13 protein-coding genes are annotated in these 22579 nt (G+C 33.3%); 4 read left to right on the top strand and 9 right to left on the bottom strand.

Going from position 1 to position 22579, the window contains the following annotated elements:
* The 8 genes from J1D01_RS08950 to J1D01_RS08915 form a co-directional block, all read right to left on the bottom strand.
* A complete protein-coding gene (locus J1D01_RS08950) occupies positions 1-1884 on the bottom strand; it encodes an alpha-amylase family glycosyl hydrolase (protein ID WP_421150601.1) in 1884 nt (627 codons plus the stop codon).
* 4 nt (positions 1885-1888) lie between these two features.
* The gene (locus tag J1D01_RS08945) at positions 1889-4291 is read right to left on the bottom strand and encodes a TIM-barrel domain-containing protein (protein ID WP_421150600.1); all 2403 of its coding nucleotides are present in this window, start codon (positions 4289-4291) and stop codon (positions 1889-1891) included.
* Positions 4278-5222 (bottom strand): alpha/beta hydrolase, encoded by a 945-nt coding sequence (locus tag J1D01_RS08940; protein WP_421150599.1) that lies wholly within the window; start codon positions 5220-5222, stop codon positions 4278-4280. The genes J1D01_RS08945 and J1D01_RS08940 overlap by 14 nt, the downstream gene beginning before the upstream one ends.
* A 43-nt stretch (positions 5223-5265) precedes the next feature.
* Positions 5266-7218, bottom strand: coding sequence for a glycoside hydrolase family 13 protein (locus J1D01_RS08935; protein WP_421150598.1), 1953 nt, complete (start codon positions 7216-7218; stop codon positions 5266-5268).
* A gap of 16 nt (positions 7219-7234) precedes the next feature.
* Positions 7235-9541 (bottom strand): glycoside hydrolase family 65 protein, encoded by a 2307-nt coding sequence (locus J1D01_RS08930; RefSeq protein WP_421150597.1) that lies wholly within the window; start codon positions 9539-9541, stop codon positions 7235-7237.
* 7 nt (positions 9542-9548) lie between these two features.
* The gene (gene pgmB / locus J1D01_RS08925; protein ID WP_372938419.1) at positions 9549-10208 is read right to left on the bottom strand and encodes a beta-phosphoglucomutase; all 660 of its coding nucleotides are present in this window, start codon (positions 10206-10208) and stop codon (positions 9549-9551) included.
* Position 10209: 1 nt separating this feature from the next.
* Positions 10210-11553: an MFS transporter gene (locus J1D01_RS08920; protein ID WP_421150596.1), complete on the bottom strand. Its 1344-nt coding sequence runs from the start codon at positions 11551-11553 to the stop codon at positions 10210-10212.
* Between the two features lie 130 nt (positions 11554-11683).
* The gene (locus tag J1D01_RS08915) at positions 11684-12757 is read right to left on the bottom strand and encodes a LacI family DNA-binding transcriptional regulator (RefSeq protein WP_372938415.1); all 1074 of its coding nucleotides are present in this window, start codon (positions 12755-12757) and stop codon (positions 11684-11686) included.
* Positions 12758-13010: 253 nt separating this feature from the next.
* Between J1D01_RS08915 and J1D01_RS08910 the strand changes: the two genes are divergently transcribed.
* The 4 genes from J1D01_RS08910 (at position 13011) to J1D01_RS08895 (ending at position 21844) form a co-directional block, all read left to right on the top strand.
* On the top strand, positions 13011-15950 hold the full coding sequence (locus J1D01_RS08910; RefSeq protein WP_372937053.1) for a SusC/RagA family TonB-linked outer membrane protein: 2940 nt from the start codon (positions 13011-13013) through the stop codon (positions 15948-15950).
* Positions 15951-15962: 12 nt separating this feature from the next.
* Positions 15963-17537 (top strand): RagB/SusD family nutrient uptake outer membrane protein, encoded by a 1575-nt coding sequence (locus tag J1D01_RS08905; protein WP_421150595.1) that lies wholly within the window; start codon positions 15963-15965, stop codon positions 17535-17537.
* A gap of 16 nt (positions 17538-17553) precedes the next feature.
* Positions 17554-18891 carry a SusE domain-containing protein gene (locus tag J1D01_RS08900; protein WP_421150594.1) on the top strand — a complete coding sequence of 446 codons (1338 nt, stop codon included), beginning with the start codon at positions 17554-17556 and terminating at the stop codon, positions 18889-18891.
* 70 nt (positions 18892-18961) lie between these two features.
* The gene (locus tag J1D01_RS08895) at positions 18962-21844 is read left to right on the top strand and encodes an alpha-amylase family glycosyl hydrolase (RefSeq protein ID WP_421150593.1); all 2883 of its coding nucleotides are present in this window, start codon (positions 18962-18964) and stop codon (positions 21842-21844) included.
* Positions 21845-21923: 79 nt separating this feature from the next.
* Here J1D01_RS08895 and fsa read toward each other — a convergent pair whose 3' ends face one another.
* The gene (gene fsa, locus J1D01_RS08890; RefSeq protein ID WP_372937049.1) at positions 21924-22577 is read right to left on the bottom strand and encodes a fructose-6-phosphate aldolase; all 654 of its coding nucleotides are present in this window, start codon (positions 22575-22577) and stop codon (positions 21924-21926) included.
* Positions 22578-22579: the final 2 nt, after the last annotated feature.

Here is a 22579-nt window from a genome sequence, read left to right as displayed (position 1 = left end):
TTAATAAATTTTTAGAATAAACGATTCTAACGGGTTGATTTTAATATTTATAGTTCCTGTGGAATTTTTAATGTTTAAATTTGACTTATACTTACCATACAATTCATCTTTAACACTATAAATTCCATCTTTTAAACTTAAGTCTTTAATTAACTCTTGCGGAATTTTTAAGTTGAATTCATAGGAATTTGAATCGTCAAAATTAGCTACAACTATTAGCTTTTCTTCATCATTCCACCTAACAAAAGACAATACTTTATCTGAATAATTATTTGTATATTTTCTGTTATACAAATGAATATCTTGATAATTACCAGCTAAAGCTGTACTATTAATTGTAAAGTTTAGTAAGCGTTTATAAAAGTCTCTTAATGTTTTTTCTTCAATAGTAGATTGTCCGCCATCAAACTGTTTATTATTTACCCAGCGTTGTAGTGTTGGCACACCTATATAATCAAAAATGGATGTTCTTGATGGTTTTCCAAAACCGGCATATTCTGCCCCAGGCTCTCCCAATTCTTGCCCAAAATAAATCATAGTTGGAGACGTACTAATAGTTGCAGAAACTACCATAGCTGGCATTCCTTTTTTTGCATTTCCAGCAAATTCTGGACTTGCTATACGTTGTTCATCATGATTTTCTAAAAAATGCAACATATGATGTTCAATATCTTTTAAATCCTCTTGAATAGGTGGAATATTGTCTGTTTTTCCGTGTCCTTGCATTACGTTTTTAAGAGTATCATACAACTGAACTTTATCATATAAATAATCCATTTTTCCCTTTTTAATATAATCTCTATATAAACTTGGATTATACACTTCTGCTAATAAAAAAGCTTCTGGATTTTTATTTTTAATATTAGAATTCATGTAACTCCAAAACTCTACAGGCACCATTTCGGCCATATCAAAACGAAAACCATCTACTCCAAAATCTAACCAATACAGAGCAATGTCTTTAAATTTATGCCATGAGTCTGGAATTTCTTTATCTTTCCAAAACTGTAAATGTTCTTTGTAATCTTTATTTTCAAAACCTTCTGGAAGTTCATCAAAATCTTTAGTTCCATCTGGTGCAATACCATAATTTATTTTTACGGTTTCGTACCAATCATTCATACTAGGTTGAGATAATCTAGACCCATTACCTGTCCATTTTGCTGGTTTTTCATCAAATTCACCATCTTCTAAAGGATGTTTTTCATCTCCTAAAGGCGAATAATTATTTTCCCAAACTGGTACTTTAAATGACTCATCAGGGTTGTAATAAAAGTTATTATTTACGTGATAAGTTACAGATTTATCATCATTAGCACCAAAATCTACCACGCCTTCAGGGTTGGTTAAACCTTCATAATTTCTAGCCACATGGTTAGGCACTATATCAATAATAACTTTTAATCCTGCTTTATGAGAACGCTCAATAAGTGCTTTAAACTCACCTAAACGATTATTAACATCTACAGCTAAATCTGGGTTTACGTTGTAATAATCTTTAACAGCATATGGTGATCCGGCACGTCCTTTTACCACATCTGGATCATCGTTTGAAATTCCATATTTAGTATAATCTGTAATAACATCATGATGTGGTACACCTGTGTACCAAATATGTGTAACCCCTAAATCTTTAATTTCTTTCAAGGCTTTATCTGTGAAATCGTTAAATTTTCCAACGCCATTTTCTTCAATAGTTCCCCAGGGTTTATTGGTAGTATTAGTATTTCCGAAAAGACGCGTGAATACCTGATATATAACTTGCTTTTTGTTTAAAGATGTTTTTTCAACCATCTCCTTTTTTGATTCTTTTTTACATCCAAACGTTATTATAGAAGTTATTATAGACGCTATTATAAAAATCAGAACAATGGTTTTATTCATTTTATTAATTTTTAAATTTTATTTGTACTTTTTTTCCTTTTGAAGCTTCCCAAACCACAGGCACAGTTAATAATTTTGTTTTACTATCCCATTCAACATGCACTTTTTTTCCTCCAACATTAATCCGTTTTGGTTGCTTTTGTATGTTATGAACTATAAGGTTAAAGTTTTTGATTTGGGAGCTGTAATTTGCTGCTACTTTTGCTTCAAATTCAATTTTTAAACGATTTTTATCAAATTCTGCTTTGCACTCTAAAATTTCATAATTATTTGCTTCAAACGCATTGGCTAATGCCCCATCATCATTATAAAATTCTGCTTCACTTTCTTTTACAGATTCATCAAAATAATAATGCACATCTAAATGATTAGCGTTGAACTCTTTGGTAGACTGCATTGGTTTTGCCATGGGAATAAACGCTCCTGCTCTAATAAAAGTGGGGATATTATTTTCTTTTAACAAAACTGTTTTTGTTTGTCCGCCTTTTACTTTTTCATCTGAATAAAAATCGAACCAAATAGCGTTTTTAGGAAAGTACACTTCCTGTTCTGTTTTGCCTTGTTCTAAAACAGGAGATACCAATATATCGTTTCCCCATAAATAGGTTTTTGAATAATTGAATAACGCTACATTATTAGGCTCTTCAAAAAAAAGTGGACGCATTAACGGTTTGCCAAACCTAGCATTTTCATAAATTAAATTATAATTATACGGCAACAACTTATAACGCAATTCTATAGCTTTTTTAGCTAAATCCTTAGCTTTTTCATTTCTAAAAACGGGTTCGCTAGGAACTTCTTCTTGTGCATGCGGTCTAAAAATTGGGTTAAACACGCCGTATTGCAACCAACGCACGTACAATTCATCGTCTAAATTGGCACCAGCAAATCCCCCCAGATCTGAATGCATGTACGCTAGCCCTTGCATACCCATTTGCAATGCTATTTCGGGTTGACTTTGTAAACCACCCCAAGTTCTGTTAACATCTCCAGACCAAGGAACCATACCAAAACGTTGTGAACCAGAATATCCTGCACGCATTAATATGAATGGCCTTTTATTTGGACTAATCTCTTTTGATGCTTCATAAACTAATTCTGCCCAATTATGCCCATAAATGTTATGTAGCTCATTGGCAGTTCCGGTAGCGTGTATTAGTTCTTTTGGGTGTACTTCGGGTTCTCCTAAATCTCCCCAAAAACCTGTAACTCCTCTTTTTGCTAAATCTTTATATATATTTTTAAACCATTTTTCTCCTTTTGGATTATAAATATCGATGAGTCCTGTATTACCAAAAAAGAAATTATATGTAAATGGATTTCCTAAAGAATCTTTAGCCAAAATATCCTCTTTAACGGCTTCATCCCATTTTTTTGATGTCGTTAAAATAAAGGGCTCTGTAATTAAAATGGTTTCAACATTATTGTCTCTTAGGTTTTTAATCATTTGCTTTGGGTTTGGGAAAGAATCTTTATCAAACTCTAAATTTCCCATAGTACCCATAACCTCTTTTCCAAACCAATATAAATCTAATATAACGGCATCAACAGGAATTTTTTCTTTTTTAAATTTAGCAATAGTAGTTTCGGTTTCTGTTTGTGAATGATACCCAAATCTACTTGAAAAATTACCTAAGGCCCAACGTGGCAGCATTGGTTGTTTTCCTGTTAAATTGGTATAATTATCTAATAAATCATACCAATTTTCGCCTACAATAACCTGATAGGTTTTTCTACCAGAAATAGTTTCATAGGCAAGCGTATTATCACCTTTACTATCTAAATCTAAAAAACCAATTGGAGCATTATCAAAGTGAATCATATACTGATTAGATGATAGTACAATTGGCATGGTGTAATTCATTAATTCACTTCTGGTTTCATAACCATAATGCGCTCTATTGTAAAGTTGCAACCTATTTCCTCTTCTGTTCATTCCTAAAGCACGGGCACCACCACCGTACAAGACTTCATCTTTAGTGAGGTTAAATTGAATGGTTTCTAAACTATCATTTTTAACATAACCTGCTTTTTCTGAAACAATTGGCTTGTCTTTATAAACATATGAAATTTGAAAAGGATGCTTTTGAATTTTTACAGTTATACCTTCTTTTGCTTTGAAAAAAACGTTGTCATTTTTAGGGCTATAACTATAAACTACATCTACTTTTTTGGGCTGTAATATAACGGCATGTGAGGACTCATCAAACTGTTCTCCTTTTGGAATAAAAGTGGTCTCTACAATATCTTTTGTATAAAATTGAATTTTATATAAACCGTCGTTTACTTTTATAGTTAGAAAGTCTCCTTCAGTGTAGTTTACATCAAAAAACGTTCTGTTCTTATTTTGTCCGAATGAAAATAATCCGACAAAAACGAATAAAAAGACTGTACTAAATTTGTTCATCTGTATTCCCTAATAAAAATGTTAACGGAACATATAAACGCTGATTCCATGCATGTTCTGAATGGTTTGTTCCCTCAAACATTAAATTTTTTGAGTTCGTTTTATCATACCCCTTAGATGTTAATATTTCATCTACTTTAGGGGCGTGTTTGGGGTAATGCGCATCTAGTGTTTCTGTTCCATAATCAAAATAAAGTTTATGGGTTTCTGCCGATGGTAAATTAGCTTCCATGTATTTAAAAATAGCATTTGGCAACGGATTATTTTCTATCGGGGCAGCTCCTTCCCAATGCGTTGAAAGACAAGCTGCTCCATAAAAAACATCGGGATATTCGCAAATAGCGTACATACTCATTAATCCACCCATGCTAGAACCTGCTACATATGTATTTTCTCTGTTGGTATAAACGGAGTATTTAGAATCTATGAACGGCTTTAATTCTTCTACCAAAAATTTAAGGTAATTATCGCCGTTTAATAGCGACTCTTCAAAGCCATCGTAACCATCATGAAGCATGGCTACATCTGTGTCTTCTTCTAGGTTATAAAAAGCTTTTTGTGGAAATAAATCAAACCACCTTAACTCTTTGATATTATGAATACCAACTACAATAAAGTCTTTGGTTATTTTATCGTTCATAAGTTTAGATGCCCACTCATCTACTTTCCATTCTTGTTTATTCCATGTCGTGGTGCTATCAAACAACATCTGTCCGTCATGCATATATAAAACGGCATATTTCTTTTCTTTTGAATAGTTTTCTGGCAACCAAACATCTACTGGTCTTGGTGTTATATATTTAGACTGTATGCTATCTATTCTATATAATGAGCCACTGAACAAAGTAGCATTTTCAATTTTAAAAACATGCGTTGAAAGTGCTTTAGCTGTTTTTGAAATATTGTGTTTTTTATCTGTTTTGCAAGACATAAAAAAGAATAAGCAACTTATTATAAAAAAACGCCTCATATTATTAAATCTTTGTAGTTAAAATTAGGCTACCTTTTTCTTTTAGTTCTAGAACATCATCCCAAACAAAAGTTTCTCCGGTAATGATATTTTTTAAAGTTTTACCTTTTAAGCCAATCTCCTCAAACCGATCTAATTCAAGTTGAAATGGGGTATCGTTTTTATTGATTATATGCACCACCACTTCTTCTCCAAACCTTCTAAACAACAGATAGGTCTTGTTTTGTGGAGCAAAATGGATTGTTTTCCCTTCGTGAATGGCTTTACTGCTCTTACGGTAATTGAGTAATTTTTTAACGTAAGATTGCATCTCTTTTTGTTCGTTGGTCAATCCGTTTCCGGTAAAAGCATTTACAGTATCGCCTTCCCATCCACCTGGAAAATCACTTCTTACTAAGCCATGATCTCCTGGTTTTTCAAAATCGCCCATTAAAACTTCTGTTCCGTAATAAATTTGTGGAATTCTTGGTAAGGTTAAAATATAGCTTACTGCCATTTTTGTGTTAACTAAATCACCTTTTAGCTGCGTAAAAATGCGACTCATATCATGATTATCAGGAAATATCATGATATCTTTTGGTTTAGCATAATGAAAATCGTTTGCTAAACCTTCATACATTTTAGCTAAGCCTTTATCCCATGCCTCTTCTTCGTTAAGAGCCTCAACAATATTGCGTTGCATAGCAAAATCCATAGGCGATTTTAAATTGGAGTTGTACCCATCTTTATTGTTTGCTCCATTTTGCCAATAACCTATAAGTAGCGGATTGTAACTCCACTCTTCACCCACAATACTAAAATTGGGATATTCATGCATAATGGCTCCTGCCCAAGTACTCATAAAATCTTTGTCTGAATACGGATAAGTATCTTGACGTATACCACCTAAATTTGCTGTTTCAATCCACCAAATACTGTTTTGGATGATATATTTGTCCATAAAAGGATTACGTTGATTTAAATCTGGCATTGCAGAAACAAACCATCCATCTGTCATTTCTTTTTTATCCTTTTTTGAAGCGTAAATATCTTGATTAGATGTTCTTACGTGATTAGATTTTATGATGTTTTTATTATCCCAAACATCTTTATTTTTTTCAAAATTATCTTGATGATTCACCCAATCTTTAAATGGTAAATCTTTCATCCACCAATGGTTTAAACCACAGTGATTAGCTACTTGATCCATGATTAATTTCATGCCTTTTTTAGACATTTTAGAAGATAGCTCTAAATATTCATCTAAGGTTCCAAACCTAGGGTCGATTTCATAAAAATCTGTCATTGCGTAACCATGGTATGATGCCTGAGGCATATTATTGGTTAATAAAGGACATGGCCAAATGGCCGTAAAGCCCATATCATGAATGTAATCTAAGTGATTTGTAATACCTTTAATATCGCCACCATGTCTGGCATAATCATCATCTCTATTTATGGATTTTTCTAAAAGATTTTCATTAATATCGTTTGATGGGTCTCCGTTTGCAAAACGATCGGGTGTAATTAAATAAATAACATCAGAACTATTAAAGCCAACAAAATCTTCGGCAGGTTTTTTCCTTGCCTTTAATTCGTAGGTCTGTTGTTTTTTATTGCCGTCTTGAAACGTAAATTCAATATTAAACTTTCCTGCTTTAGCTGTTTCATCAATTACCAAATCTAAAAACAAGTAATTGGGGCTATTTGCTTTATGAACTTTTTTAATAGTAACCCCTTTATAATTTACACTTGGAGTAGCTTTAGAAATATTAGAGTGTTTAACCAACAACTGTAACTCTTTAGTTTTAAAACCCACCCACCAATTATGTGGCTCTATGCGCTCTATATCATGATATTCTGTAATAGATTCTGATGTAGCAACAGTAGCCATAGTAGTTAAATGTTGTTCTTTATTACGACAAGAAAAGTTAAGTGTTAGTATAAACACAACTAATAATTTCACATTTTTTTTCATTTCTAAAAAAATAAAATTAAACCATAACCAAAGTATTTGGTTTAATGGTTACCAAAGTGTTATTAACTAAAATTTGCAATTCATGCTCACCTTCCATTTCAAAATTTGTTTGGTTTTGAGTTACATTGACTTTTATAATAGCTTCTCTAAAATTCACTTTAAACGAATAAGCTTTCCACTGCTTTGGAATTCTAGGAGTAAAGGATAACATATTATTTTTTACACGCATACCACCAAAACCTTCTACAATACTCATCCAAGTTCCTGCCATAGAAGTGATATGAAGTCCTTCATGTACTTCATGGTTATAATCATCTAAATCTAAACGCGAGGTGCGTAAGTAAAAAGTATAGGCTTGTTCCATCCTATCTAATTTAGCAGCTTGAATACTGTGTACGCAAGGTGATAAAGAGCTTTCATGAACGGTAAAAGGTTCATAAAAATCGAAATGACGTTCTAATTCTTCATCAGAAAATTGATCTTCAAAAAAGTAAAACCCTTGAAGTACATCGGCTTGCTTGATGTATGGAGAACGTAAAATTCTGTCCCAAGACCAATGTTGATTTATAGGGCGTTGCGATTTATCTAAATCTGATACTGTTATTAATTCTTTATCTAAAAAACCATCTTGTTGTAAATACACTTGATGTTTTTCTGAATAAGGGAAATACATATTATCTGCAACTGCCTTCCAAAGTGCTAATTCTTTTTCGGTAAGATTAAGTTTTTTAACAATTCTTTGAAAATCCAGCACATATTCTTCTTCTACCTTTTCTATATTTTCTAAAGCATAATTAATGCACCATTGTGCTAAATAATTAGTGTACCAATTATTGTTAACATTGTTTTCGTACTCATTGGGACCTGTAACACCAAGAATAACGTATTTATTTTTATCTTTTGAAAATGTAGCGCGCTGCTTCCAAAAACGAGCAATTCCAATAAGCACTTCTAAACCTTTCTCTGGGATATAACTATAATCGCCCGTGTAACGGTGGTAATTATAAATAGCAAATGCAATAGCACCGTTACGATGAATTTCCTCAAAAGTAATTTCCCATTCGTTATGACATTCTTCTCCATTCATAGTTACCATTGGGTACAACGCTGCACCATTTGTAAACCCTAATTTTTCGGCATTTTCTATGGCTTTTTCTAAATGATTATAACGGTACGCCAACAAGTTTCTGGCTACTTTTTGATCTTTGGTTGCCATATAAAACGGAATGCAATACGCTTCTGTATCCCAATAGGTACTACCACCGTATTTTTCGCCTGTGAATCCTTTTGGACCAATATTTAATCTGGAATCTGTACCTAAATAGGTTTGATTTAATTGAAAAATATTAAAGCGGATACCTTGCTGTGCTTTTACATCGCCATCAATAGTAATATCTGCTCGTTCCCAAATACTGGCCCAAGCCTCTTTTTGTTTAGTTAGCAAGGTGTCATACCCTAATTTAAAGGCTTCTTTTAAAACATTTTTTGCAGCCGAAACTAATTGGGTTTTGTCGTGGTTTCTATCAACCGTATATCCTCCAAATTTAGTAATCGTATAAGGATTTCCTTTATTAACATCCTGCTCATATTCAAATGAAATATAATTTAAGGTAGTTTGAACAGCAGGCTCTACGGTTATAGGTTGTTCATTAATTGAAATTTGGGATTCCATGTAAGTACAAACATAAAAATCTGTCTTCATGGTTTTTGCCTCAATAAAAGCCTGTTGTTTTTCATGGCTCACCCTTATAACATCCCAGAATTTATCATCCCAATTGGTGTCTTTATTGGTTATACCGTTATCTAAATACGGTATGAAACTAATTTTGGCATCGGTATTTATTGGGGTAACACTGTATTTTATAGCACCTAGCTCATCTAAATCTAGGCTTAAAAAACGCTTTGTGGTTACTTCTATGGTTGTGTTGTTCTGTAAGGTTGCCACAAAACTTCTAGACAACCATCCTTCTTTCATGTTTAGTTCTCTCCTAAACTTTTCTACTTTTTTACAGGTATTTAAATCTAACGATTCTCCGTTAACAACAACGTTTATCCCAATCCAGTTAGGGGCGTTCAGTACTTTAGCAAAGTACTCTGGATAACCATTTTTCCACCAGCCTACACGGGTTTTATCTGGGTAATAAACTCCTGCAATATAGCTACCTTGAAAGGTTTCTCCTGTATAAGTTTCTTCAAAATTGGCTCGTTGCCCCATGGCTCCATTACCGATACTAAATAAACTTTCGGAAGATTCTACTAATTGAGGCTGAAAGCCTTCTTCTATGATTGACCAATTATCTGGTTTTATATAGTCTTGATTCATTGTTTTCTCAATTTAAAGTCGTTAACTTTTTAAAGAAATCTTCTGGAATTTCTGTTAAGTCATTAAAATTATAATCTGCTTCACAAAGGGTATTTTTATCACCTATACCAACAGAAATCATATGGGCTTTATTTGCCGCTTCTACGCCCGCAATTGCATCTTCAAAAACAACGCATTGTTCTGGTTGTAGGTTTAGTTTTTTTGCTCCTATTAAAAACACCTCTGGGTCTGGTTTAGCTTTAGACACACTGTTACCATCAACAATGCCAGCAAACCTATTATAAAGCCCTAGTTGTTTGAGAATTAACGGTGCATTTTTACTTGCAGAGCCCAATACATATTTTATTTCGGCTTCATCTAAAGCATCTAACAGTTCTGAAGCTCCAGGAAGAATTTCATCAGCTTTCATTTTTGTGATAAAGCCTAAATATTCTTTGTTTTTACTAATTAAATATTCTTGTTTTTTTTCTTCAGAAATTTGTACCTCTCCTATATCTAAAAGAATTTCTAAAGAACGCACTCTACTCACACCTTTTAACAGTTCGTTGTGCTCTTCTGTAAATTCAAAACCTAATTTATTAGCTACGCTTTTCCAAGCTAAATAGTGGTACTTGGCGGTATCTACAATAACACCGTCTAAATCGAATATAACTCCTATTTTGTTCATTTTATTCCTGAATTATATCATCAACATCTTTTACTTTTGATACTAAAGCAGCAGCTATTAAAAAGCTTATTCCACTTGTTATTAAAGCAAAAACTGCATGATTGCTGTAAACATACTTAACTAATGGACCTCCTATTAATGCGTTGATTATTTGAGGTATTACAATGAAGAAGTTGAAAATTCCCATATACACACCCATTTTCTTTGGTGAAATAGACCCTGCAAGAATGGCATAAGGCATAGCCAAAATACTTGCCCACGCAATACCAACAGCTATCATAGAAACTATTAGCCAATTTTTATCTGGCATAATGTAAATAGAAAGCAAGCCTATACCACCAATTAACAATGAAATTGCGTGTGTTTTTTTTCTACCAACTTTTTTGGCAATTCTAGGCAATGCAAAGGCATAAAAAGCAGATACTAAATTGTAAACTCCAAATAAAATACCTACCCAATCTCCAGCATCTTGAAAGGCTGCACTACTACTATCTGTATATGACAAACCATAAACATGTTGTGCAATGGCTGGAGTTGCAAACACCCACATACCAAACAAGCCAAACCAGGAAAAAAATTGAACCCAACTTAGCTGTCTCATGGTGTCTGGCATTTTTTTAAAATCTTCAAAAATATCTAATAAACTAGATTTTTTATCAGGGCTCTCTTCTAGGGTTTCATTATCAAAACTTGCCAGTTCTTCTGGAGAATATTCTTTAGTAGTAGTTACCGTAACTAAAATTGAAATAATTAAAATAATAGCTCCAATAATGAATGATAAAACCAAATTAAATGGTACTGTTCCCTCTGTTGCTTCATTTGAAACACCAAACCAATTAGTTAACGCATATGGCAACCATGAACCAATTACGGCGCCAAAACCAATTAAAGCGGTTTGTACACTAAACCCAAGGGTTCTTTGGTCTGTTCTAAGATTATCACCAACCAAAGCTCTAAAAGGCTCCATTGCAATGTTAAATGAGGCATCCATAATCATGAGCATACCTGCACCAACCCATAGCGCTGGTAAAAATGCAATAAACAAATCTGCTTGTGGCATTAATATTAAACCAACAGAGGCTAAAATAGCTCCTACTAGAAAGTATGGTTTACGCCTACCAAAACGCCCCCAAGTTTTATCGGAATAATGACCAATTACTGGCTGAACAACAAGCCCCATTAAAGGCGCTATTATCCAAAACCACGATAGTTCATGAACATCGGCTCCGAAAATTTGAAGTATTCTACTTGCATTAGCATTTTGAAGGGCAAAACCCATCTGAATTCCTAAGAAACCGAAACTCATGTTCCATATTTCCCAGAAACTTAATCTACGCTTTTCCATTAAATAGTATGTTTAATTAATACTATTTGATAAGCGATATTACTTATCAAAACTTATTTGAGAAGTGAAAATATAAGTCTTGATTCTGCAACAAAGATATAGAAAAGATTTTTAATTATTCTAAAAAAAATTATTTAGTAGATTCTCTCTCAATAATTTCGGTCTCAATAACCATTTTAATAAAGTCTTTTTTTCGTTCGCTGCTTGTTATATAAGAATTTTGTTCTAAATCTTCTGCTTCTAGCCTATCTATAAGTAAATTAGCCGATTGCTCGCCTATTTTTTGACCGTGTTGACTAACCGTTGTTAAGCTAGGTGTGGCATGTTTAGATAACACCCCATCTGTAAATCCTATTACTTGAATATCATTAGGAATATTAAACCCTAATTTTCTTGCTACTTTCATTGCTGTTATAGCATAAAGTTCATTTACCGCAAAAATACCGTCTATGGTTTTATTAGCTCTAAAAAAGTTTTCAATTTCATTTTCTAGAATTTCTAAATGATTTTCAACATCTAAGCTATCATCTATTTTTAAAATTAAATCAGAATTAGCTTCAATATCACAATCTTGAAGCGCTTCTAAATAACCTTGTGTTCTTAATCTACCTACACTCACATAATCCATTGTTGTAATTAAAGCTATATTTTTACAACCTTTATCTGCAAGTAGTTTAACAGCTTTTACAGCACTTTTTTCATCATCTACAATCACCTTATCACAATCTACTTCATTTACCACCCTATCAAACATAACAATTGGTATGCCTTGGTTTATTGTAGCGTTAAAATGATGATAATCTTGTTTTAATAGTGTTTCTTTTGAAATAGATAATATAAAACCATCTATACTACCACCAGCCAGTAATTCCATATTAATAACCTCTTTGGCAAAAGATTCATTAGACAAACCAACAATAACATTATAACCACGCCTATTAGCTACCCTTTCTATACCTCTAATTACAGTTGAAAAAAAATGGTGCACTATTTCTGGTATTAAAATACCAATAGTTTTTGTTTTTCTGTTTTTTAAACTAAGAGCTATATTATTGGGCCGATAGTTATATAATTTAGCAAATGCCTGTATTTTTTGTGTTGTATCTTCACTAATTTCTTTACTTCCACTTAAAGCTTTAGAAACGGTAGAAACAGACACATCTAATTCCTTTGCTATTTGTTTTAATGTTATCTTTTTTTTCATGTAGCTATTAATCAGGTAAATAGAAAATTCTAATTGTAAAGTTAAATATAAACATATTAAGCTAATCACTCAAATATAGGGTTTTATCAATTTTTTGTCTTTAAAATAAAAAGTTGTTAACACGAAAACGATTTCGCTGAGAATTTCGTAATTAAAAATTATCTGTTAACAATTTCTTTACATAGTTTTATCCTCGAGAAGTGAAAATATATTGACTAACTAAAACTGAGAAATTAATTCTAAAAGTTATTGTATGAAGACAACAATGAATAAGTTGCTGCTTTTCTTGTTTTTTGTGCCAATAAGTTTATTTGCACAAACAACAGTTAAAGGAACAGTAACAGAAAAATCAACTTCCATTCCGCTCCCAGGAGTAAATGTTGTAATAAAAAACACAACAACCGGAACAGCAACAGATTTTGACGGTGCATACCAAATTGAAGCCAACAAAGGAGACATTTTAGTCTTTTCATTTATAGGCTATCAATCTACAGAAATTGTTTTTGATGGTCAAAAAACGCTTGACGTTCAATTAACCGAAGACACAGCACAATTAGATGAAATTGTAATTATTGGATATGGTAGTGTTAAAAAAGAAGACTTAACAGGAACTGTAGACTTGGTTACAGATGAAGATTTTAATGATGGCCCTATAGTATCTGCGCAACAGCTTATTAGTGGTAAAATTGCAGGTGTTGCCGTAACCTCTAGCAGCGGAGCTCCTGGTGAAGGCCAAGAAATTAGAATTAGAGGAACAGGATCTTTAAGCCTTAATAGCTCTCCTTTATACGTTATTGATGGAGTACCTATTGATAATGATGGTGTTGGTGGTTCTCGTAACCCTTTAAATTTAATTAACCCTAATGACATTGAAAGCATAAGTGTACTTAAAGATGCTTCGGCCACTGCCATTTACGGTTCTAGAGGTGCTAATGGTGTTATTATTGTTTCTACTAAAAAAGGAAAAAATAAAGAGTTTACATTTAACCTAAGCTCTTCTACCACAGTACACAACCCAACAAAAACAATAGATGTGCTTAATGCTAATCAATTTAGAAATATTATTGAATTAGATTCTAATTACGATGATACAACAGCAAGCCTACTTGGTAATGCTAATACAGATTGGCAAGACGAAATTTATACAGTAGCATTTGGGCAAGACCATAACTTTAGTGCTTTGGGTAGCGCTTTTGGTGTACCTATGAGAGCTTCAGTATCCTACTCAAATCATGATGGAATTTTAAAAGGAGATAATTTTGAACGTCTTACAGGTGCATTAAGCTTAACTCCTAAACTTTTAGATGATCATCTTAAAATTGAATTAAACGCTAAAGGTAGTTACACCGAAAATAAATTTGCTAATCGTGATGCCATTGGTAGCGCCTTAGTTTATGACCCAACACAACCTGTTTATGACAGCTCATCACCTTTTGGTGGTTATTCTGGTTGGTTAGTAGAAAATAGTTCTGCTCCACTTGGTTATACTCAAATTTCATTATCTCCAACAAATCCAGTTGCTTTATTAAACTTGGTTGATGATACCGCAGAGGTTAGACGCTTTTTAGGAAATGCAAAATTTGATTATACGCTACCTTTTTTTGAAGCTTTAACTGCAACGGTAAATGTAGCTTTAGATAAATCTAACAGTCATGGTCGTAAAATTACATCACAGTATTTATCATCTGCAGATATAGACTGGAATGGTTCTCTTACAAGCTACACGCAAGAAGCTACAAACAAATTATTTGATGCATATTTAACTTATAAGAAAACCTTTAAGGATACACATAATATTAATATGGTTGCTGGTTACTCTTATCAATCTTTTGAATATAACGATTATAGTTATGATAGTGAAGACGAAGAAGATGGCAACCAATATGAATTTATAGATAAATCTAAAAACGTTTTATTATCATACTTTGGACGTTTAAATTACGACTATGATAGCCGTTACCTTTTAACAGCTAGTTTAAGAGCCGATGCTTCTTCTAAATTAAACCCAGACGATCGTTGGGGCTTTTTCCCTTCTTTAGCATTAGCTTGGAATATTACTAACGAATCCTTTATGGAAGACTCATTTTTCAACAACTTAAAATTAAGAGTTGGTTATGGTGAAATTGGTAACGTTAATGGCTTAGGAGATTATTTGTTTTTAACACGCTATACAGGTAGTACAGATACCGCTGGATATCAGTTTGGATCAACTTTTTACCAAACATATAGACCAGAAGCTATTAACGACAATCTTAAATGGGAAGTTGGTCGCACATTAAATATAGGGTTAGATTTTAGCCTTTTAGATAGCCGCATATCTGGTTTATTTAATGCATATATTAGAGAAACTGAAGATTTAATTGCCACCTCTACTGTAGACCCATTTACAAACTTCTCTAACACCATTCAAGCTAATATTGGAGACATGGAAAACAGAGGTATAGAGTTTGCATTAAATGTTATTCCTGTTAAAACCGAAAACTTTCAGTGGAATGTAAATTACAATGTTTCATTTAACCAAAATGAGGTAACTAACTTACCAGATGATCAGCCAACAGGTGGCATTTCTACAGGTACTGGTAACAATGTACAGGTGAATCGTGAAGGTGAATCGCCATACAGTTTCTATGTATACAAACAAATTTATGATGTTAACGGTAAACCAATTGAAGGCGCTTTTGCAGATTTAAATGGAGATAACGTTATTAATGATGATGACAAATACCTTTATAAAGATGCGCTTGCAGATGTTACAATGGGTATAAATACAGATTTAAGGTATAAAAATTGGGATTTAGCTATAGTAACAAGAGCTAGTATTGGTAATTATGTTTACAACGATGTTAGCGCTTCTAAAGGCATTTTAAACAATGTAGTACCTACAACCAATAATTACTTAAGTAATATTGTTTCAGATTACTATAACACAGGATTTTATAACATAGAAGAAACCAACGCATTAAGCGATCATTTTGTAGAAGACGGATCGTTTTTTAGAATAGACAACATAACACTTGGTTACAATGCAAATGAAATTCTAAAAGGCATTAATGCAAGATTTTACGGCTCACTACAAAACGTTGCTCTTTTCACAGATTATAGTGGAATTGATCCTGAAATTTCTGGTGGTATAGATAACAACTTTTACCCCAGACCTAGATCATTCGTGTTAGGCGTTAATTTCGATTTTTAAAAAAAGTAAACTATGAAGACATTAATAAAAAACCTAATTTTTCCTCTAGCCGTATTATTATTTGCCGCTAGTTGTCACGACGATTTAGACCAATCGCCAATAGACCCAGACAGCTTCACAGAAGAAGATGTTTTTTCAAACGCAGAGGAAGCTAAAAGTGCTCTTGCTAAAGTTTATGCAAGTTTTGCACTTACAGGACAAGAAGGACCTGCAGGACAAGCTGATATTTCTAATATAGATGAAGGGTTCTCTCAATACACCAGAATGTTGTTTAACCTAAACGAACTTACAACAGATAATGCTGTTGTTGCTTGGGGAGATGCTGGTTTACAAGATTTACACGGTATGTATTGGACTGCCAGTAACGATTTTACAGATGCCATGTATAACCGTTTAGCCCAAACAGTATCTTTTGCTAATTCCTTTATAGAAAACGCATCTAGCCTAAGTGATGATGTTGTTACAGAATACATTGCAGAAGCTAGGTTTATCAGAGCATTTGCATACTATAATTTAATCGATTTATATGGAGATATACCACTTGTAACACAAATAGAAACTTCATTACCTTCTCAAAGCACACGAGAAGAAGTTTTCGACTTTATAGAAACAGAATTATTAGACATTCAAAACAATTTAGCCAGTAGCGGTGCAAATGAATATGGTCGTGTAGATGAAGTAGCTGCATGGGCGCTTCTATCTAAACTTTACTTAAATGCCGAAGTTTGGACAAGTACTAGCAGATATGAAGATTGTATAACTTTTTCAGAAAATGTTATTAACTCATCTTATATCATTAACACTACAGACACCAATGGAAACGGTACAGCTTATGATGAATTGTTTTTAGCCGATAACGATACTAACGGCGCTCAAAATGAATTTATTTTCACTGCTAATTTTGATGGTCTTAACAGTCAAACTTATGGAGGCTCTACATTCTTAATTCATGCTGCTATAGGCGGTAGTATGGATGCTAGTGCATTTGGTGTAAATGGTGGTTGGGCAGGTAACAGAACCACTAGTGCTCTTGTTAATAAAATGGAATCTGGAGATCAACGCGCTATGTTTTATACAGATGGTCAAAATCTTGAAATTTCAGATATCACTTCTTTTAACGATGGGTATGCTATAACTAAATTCTCTAATTTAGATTCTCAAGGCAATCAAGGTAGTGATGCCTCTGGAAACTTTGCTGATACAGATTTACCTTTAATTAGACTTGCAGAAATTTACCTTAACTACGCCGAAGCTACCTTAAGAGGTTCTAGCGGAAGCAACACAACTGCTGTGTCTTTAATTAATGAACTTAGAGAAAGAGCCTATGGAGATACTTCCGGAAATATTTCTGAATCTGATTTAACTTTAGATTTTATCTTAGATGAAAGAGCCAGAGAACTTTACTGGGAAGGACAAAGACGAACAGATTTAGTTAGATATGACTATTTCACAACCAACTCCTACCTATGGCCTTTTAAAGGAAATTCAGCCAACGGAACTGCTGTCTCAGACTTTAGAAATTTATTCCCTATACCATCTAACACCATTCTTTCTAATCCTAACTTAACGCAAAACCCAGGCTATTAAACTAAAACTAAATAAAATGAAAAATTATATAAAACCTTTAGTAATAATCTTTACTCTATTTTTGAGTATAACCGCATGCGATACAGACGATGATTTAGTTTTTACCGCTGCACCTCAAGGTGAATTCGCATTTAATAATACATTTTTATCAGAATATGTATTACCTGCAGAAACAAGTACAAACAACAATATTGGTGCTGTATTTTCTTTTAACGATGCAGATTTTGGCGTACAAACTAATATATCTTATGAACTACAATCTTCAATATTAGGAGACTTTACAGATGCAACAACAGTTTCAACCCTATCTAATGCTAACAATCAAATTGAAGTTTCTATAGGTACTTTAAAAACTTTAGCTGAAGAATACGGTATTGTTGCTCCTAATTCTGGTATTCTAAATTTCAGGGTTCGTGCATTTCCTGGAGACACCTCTTCTACTACAGAAATGTTCACAGAAACTCAACAAATAACAGTTACCCTACTAGAAGCAAGTACAGGAAGCGGTTCTGGTATTGAAATTTCTTCATGGGGTATTGTAGGCTCTGGTTATAATAATTGGGGTGCTTTTGCAGACGCACCTTTCTACACAACCGATGTGGCAGATGTTTATGTAGCCTACGTATCTCTTGTTGATGGTGAAATTAAATTTAGAGAAAATAACGAATGGACAAATGATTATGGTGATAATGATGCCGATGGTACTCTTGATGCTGGTGGCTCAAACATTGCAGTTACCGAAGGTGATTATAAAATTACTTTAGATATTGCCAATGGAACATACACTATAGAAGAATTCTCTTGGGGTGTTGTAGGGTCTGGATACAATGATTGGGGAACTACTCCAGATGCAAAATTCACATATGATTATGTAACAAATACATTTAAAGTTGGTGTTAAATTAACTGATGGTGAAATTAAATTTAGAAAAAACAACGATTGGGTTGAAGACTTTGGAGATACTGGAGTTGATGGTACTTTAGATGATGGTGGAGACAATATTGCTGTTACTGCTGGATTTTATGCCATAACTTTAGATTTTGAAAATGGCACCTACACAATGGAAGAAACAGATATTTGGGGTATTGTAGGATCTGGTTATAACGATTGGGGAGCTACTCCAGATTTCTCTTTAACACCTTTAAGTAATGATATTTGGGTTGCTGAAATTGTACCAATTGTAGATGGTGAAATTAAATTTAGACTGAATGAAGATTGGGGAACTGATTACGGAGACACAGGTGTTGATGGTACTTTAGATGGTGGTGGAGACAATATTGCTGTTACTGCCGGAAACTATAGAATTATGTTAGATTTAGCTAATTTAACCTATGAGCTAAACCAAGTTAATTAATACAATTTTTCAACAAATAATTAAAGGCTGATCTTAGTAGGTCAGCCTTTTTCAACTAAACTATTAATTTATGAAAAATATTTTTACTTTACTTTGTTTTTTCATTTCTAGCATTATTTTTGGTCAAGTTACCATTACCCCATATCCCTTTAATGTTAATGAATCCATCACCATCACCGTTGATGTTAATTCAACAGCATCAAACTGTAATGGTTTTTCAAATCCTACAAAAGTATATATGCACTCAGGTATAGGTGATGATTCTGATCCTTGGGGATATAACGTAGTTGGTAACTGGGGGCAAGACGATGGTGCAGGAGAAATGACTAATAATGGAGATGGTACCTGGAGCATTACCATGGTTCCTGAAACTTATTACAGCTTAACAAGCACACAAATTGAAAATGCCATTAAAATGGGTATGGTCTTTAGAAATGAAGACGGCTCTCAAGAATTAAAAGCTAATGACTGTTCTGATTTCTATTTTGATGTTGGTACATTTCAAGTAAGCTTAAGTAGTCCTGCTCAAAATTCAACAACTATTCTCAGTTCTGGTGAAAGTTTATCTATTACTGCTTCTAACATTGGTGGCAATGCAGAATACGTGCTAAAAGCCAATGATGTTGTTATTAACACACAATCGGGTATTTCATCTTATTCGTATACCCATACTAACATAACAAACAACCAAATTTACACCTTAGAAGTAAGCTTAAATGGCACCACTATTACTAAGAGTTTTAACGCCCTAGTAGACCCCGGACAAAACATTAGTGTAATGCCAACTGATTATCAAAATGGCATTACATATTTAAGCGATACAGAAGCAGTACTAGTTTTGTATGCTTCAGGAAAGGATTTTATTTACGTAGCTGGTAGCTTTAATAACTGGCAACCAGATGCTAACTATGCAATGAATTGGGACGTTACTAGAAATAAATTTTGGATTACTTTAACTGGATTAACTCCAGGACAAATAGAAACTTACCAATACTGGGTAGTAGATAAAAATCCCCCAGCCAATTCTCCAGAATTAGTTAAAACTGCCGATCCTTATTCCACTTTGGTTTTATCTCCTTTTGATGATCCATACATTCCTGCATCAACCTACCCAAACTTACCAGAATATCCAGAAGGTCAAGAAAGAGAAGTAACCGTACTACAAACGGGGCAAACAGATTATAATTGGCAAGTAACCAATTTTTCAAAACCAAAAAAAGAAGATTTGGTAATTTATGAAGTTTTAATTAGAGATTTTGATGCCGATAGAAACTTTCAGGATTTAATAGACAAAATAGACTATTTTAAGAACTTAAACATCAATGCCATTGAACTAATGCCTGTTATGGAATTTGAAGGCAATGAAAGCTGGGGATACAACACATCTTTCCATATGGCTTTAGATAAATATTATGGAACAGAAGAAAAATTTAAAGAATTTGTAGACACCTGTCATCAAAATGGCATTGCTGTAATACTAGACCTAGCCTTAAATCATGCGTTTGGTAGAAATCCTATGGTTAGAATGTGGATGAGTGACCCCGATGGAGACGGTTGGGGAGACCCAAACAGTGAAAACCCATATTTTAACACTACAGCAGCTCACAGTTATTCTGTTGGATATGATTTTGACCATATTAACAGCATTAGAACACAAAATTATGTAGAAAGTGTTATTAAACATTGGATTGAAGAATTTAAAATTGATGGTTTCCGTTGGGATTTAACCAAAGGCTTCACCAATAATTGCGAAAACAATGAAGGCTGTACCAATGACTATAATGATGATAGAGTTGACATACTAAAACAATATGCCGATTATTCATGGAGCTTAGACCCTGATCATTACGTTATTTTTGAACATTTAGGTGTTGATTGGGATGCAGATGGTAATGGCTTAACATCACTTGACGAAGAAATAGAATGGGCCAATTATAAAGCAGATGAAGGAAAAGGCATCATGCTTTGGGGTAAAATGACTGACTCTTACAACCAATTAACCATGGGGTATGCAACAGATTCTGATATAAGTAGAATGGGACACGTATCAAGAGGATTTACAGAACCAAGACTAGTTGGGTACGCCGAAAGTCATGATGAAGAACGGTTAATGTATAAAAACGTTACTTATGGAAACACAGGTATTATGGGCGATTTAAATGCTTCTCTAGGAAGAATGTCTGCACTAGGAGCCGTTTCTTTAACAATCCCTGGTCCTAAAATGATTTGGCATTTTGGTGATTTAGGAATGGATAATTCTATCTTTACATGTTCAAATGGATCTTATGATAATGATGGTTGTAAATTAGACACCAAACCACAACCACAATGGACAGAAAACTGGTTGGGAGACACCAACAGAAGTCAAATATATAATGATTGGGCTAGAATTAATGCTTTAAAAATAAATGAAGATGTATTTGAAGGCAATTACACAATAAATTCTGGAAACTTAACCCCAATAATTAATATTTACACAGGAGACTTAAACACATCAGGACCTGAACTCAAAAATGTAGTTATTGTAGCAAATTTTGAAACAACAACCCAAAGCATTGTACCTAATTTCCCTTACACAGGAACCTGGTATGATTTAATGGATGAAACAGGTAATACTTCTATAAACATTACCAATACAACACAAGCTATTAGTTTAGATGCTGGTGAGTTTAAAATATACGGGAACCAAACAGCTTCATTAAGTACAGAAGACATAATTTTTGAAACTGGTTTAATGGTCTATCCAAATCCTACAAGAAATGAGTTTAAAATAAATAAAGAGGTGAATTCTGTATCTATTTATAACCTTACAGGCAAACAGATTTTAACCTATGAAGGCGATTTTGAAAAAGGTTATGCCTTTAATATTTCTAATCTACCACCAAGTATTTATTTAGTAAAAATTAAAAATAATTTAGGAGCCGAACAATCCTTTAAAATGGTAAAATTGTAGTTTAAGTTTAGTTTTTGTTGTAATAAAAAAAGCTTCTCAAAAATGAGAAGCTTTTTTATTTATATAAAGAAAAATAGATTTAGTTTCCTTTTTTATAATCTGCTAAAAACTTAGCTAAACCAATATCTGTTAAAGGGTGTTTTAATAAACCTGTGATAGATGATAATGGGCCTGTCATAACATCAGATCCTAATTTAGCGCAATCAATAACATGCATGGTATGACGAATAGATGCTGCTAAAATTTGCGTATCAAAAGCATAATTATCATAAATCTGTCTAATTTCTGCAATTAAATTTAAACCATCTGTTGAAATATCATCTAAACGTCCTAAAAATGGCGACACATAAGTAGCTCCGGCCTTAGCCGCTAATAAGGCTTGACCCGCAGAAAACACCAAAGTAACATTGGTTCTAATACCTTTATCTGAAAAATACTTACACGCTTTAATACCATCTGCAATTAAAGGTAATTTAACTACAATTTGAGGGTGTAAAGCGGCCAGTGCTTCTCCTTCTTTTACCATACCTTCAAAATCTGTAGAAATAACCTCGGCACTTACATCGCCATCAACTAAATCACAAATCTTCTTATAGTGATTTAATATGTTTTCTTCTCCAGTAATACCTTCTTTAGCCATTAATGATGGGTTTGTTGTAACACCATCTAAAATTCCTAATGCTTGTGCTTCTGCTATATCATCAAGATTAGCTGTATCTATAAAAAATTTCATCT

The organism is Seonamhaeicola sp. NFXS20, from assembly GCF_049132085.1.
Classification (GTDB): Bacteria; Bacteroidota; Bacteroidia; order Flavobacteriales; family Flavobacteriaceae; genus Seonamhaeicola.
This window is presented reverse-complemented; position numbering and strand designations above follow the sequence as displayed.

Coding starts and splice junctions, on each gene's coding strand:
- J1D01_RS08895 (WP_421150593.1), top strand. CDS start 18,962: ATGAAAAATATTTTTACTTTACTTTGTTTTTTCATTTCTAGCATTATT.
- fsa (WP_372937049.1), bottom strand. CDS start 22,577: ATGAAATTTTTTATAGATACAGCTAATCTTGATGATATAGCAGAAGCA.
- J1D01_RS08915 (WP_372938415.1), bottom strand. CDS start 12,757: ATGAAAAAAAAGATAACATTAAAACAAATAGCAAAGGAATTAGATGTG.
- J1D01_RS08940 (WP_421150599.1), bottom strand. CDS start 5,222: ATGTCTTGCAAAACAGATAAAAAACACAATATTTCAAAAACAGCTAAA.
- J1D01_RS08920 (WP_421150596.1), bottom strand. CDS start 11,553: ATGGAAAAGCGTAGATTAAGTTTCTGGGAAATATGGAACATGAGTTTC.
- J1D01_RS08945 (WP_421150600.1), bottom strand. CDS start 4,291: ATGAACAAATTTAGTACAGTCTTTTTATTCGTTTTTGTCGGATTATTT.
- J1D01_RS08910 (WP_372937053.1), top strand. CDS start 13,011: ATGAAGACAACAATGAATAAGTTGCTGCTTTTCTTGTTTTTTGTGCCA.
- J1D01_RS08950 (WP_421150601.1), bottom strand. CDS start 1,884: ATGAATAAAACCATTGTTCTGATTTTTATAATAGCGTCTATAATAACT.
- J1D01_RS08930 (WP_421150597.1), bottom strand. CDS start 9,541: ATGAATCAAGACTATATAAAACCAGATAATTGGTCAATCATAGAAGAA.
- J1D01_RS08935 (WP_421150598.1), bottom strand. CDS start 7,218: ATGAAAAAAAATGTGAAATTATTAGTTGTGTTTATACTAACACTTAAC.
- J1D01_RS08900 (WP_421150594.1), top strand. CDS start 17,554: ATGAAAAATTATATAAAACCTTTAGTAATAATCTTTACTCTATTTTTG.
- J1D01_RS08905 (WP_421150595.1), top strand. CDS start 15,963: ATGAAGACATTAATAAAAAACCTAATTTTTCCTCTAGCCGTATTATTA.
- pgmB (WP_372938419.1), bottom strand. CDS start 10,208: ATGAACAAAATAGGAGTTATATTCGATTTAGACGGTGTTATTGTAGAT.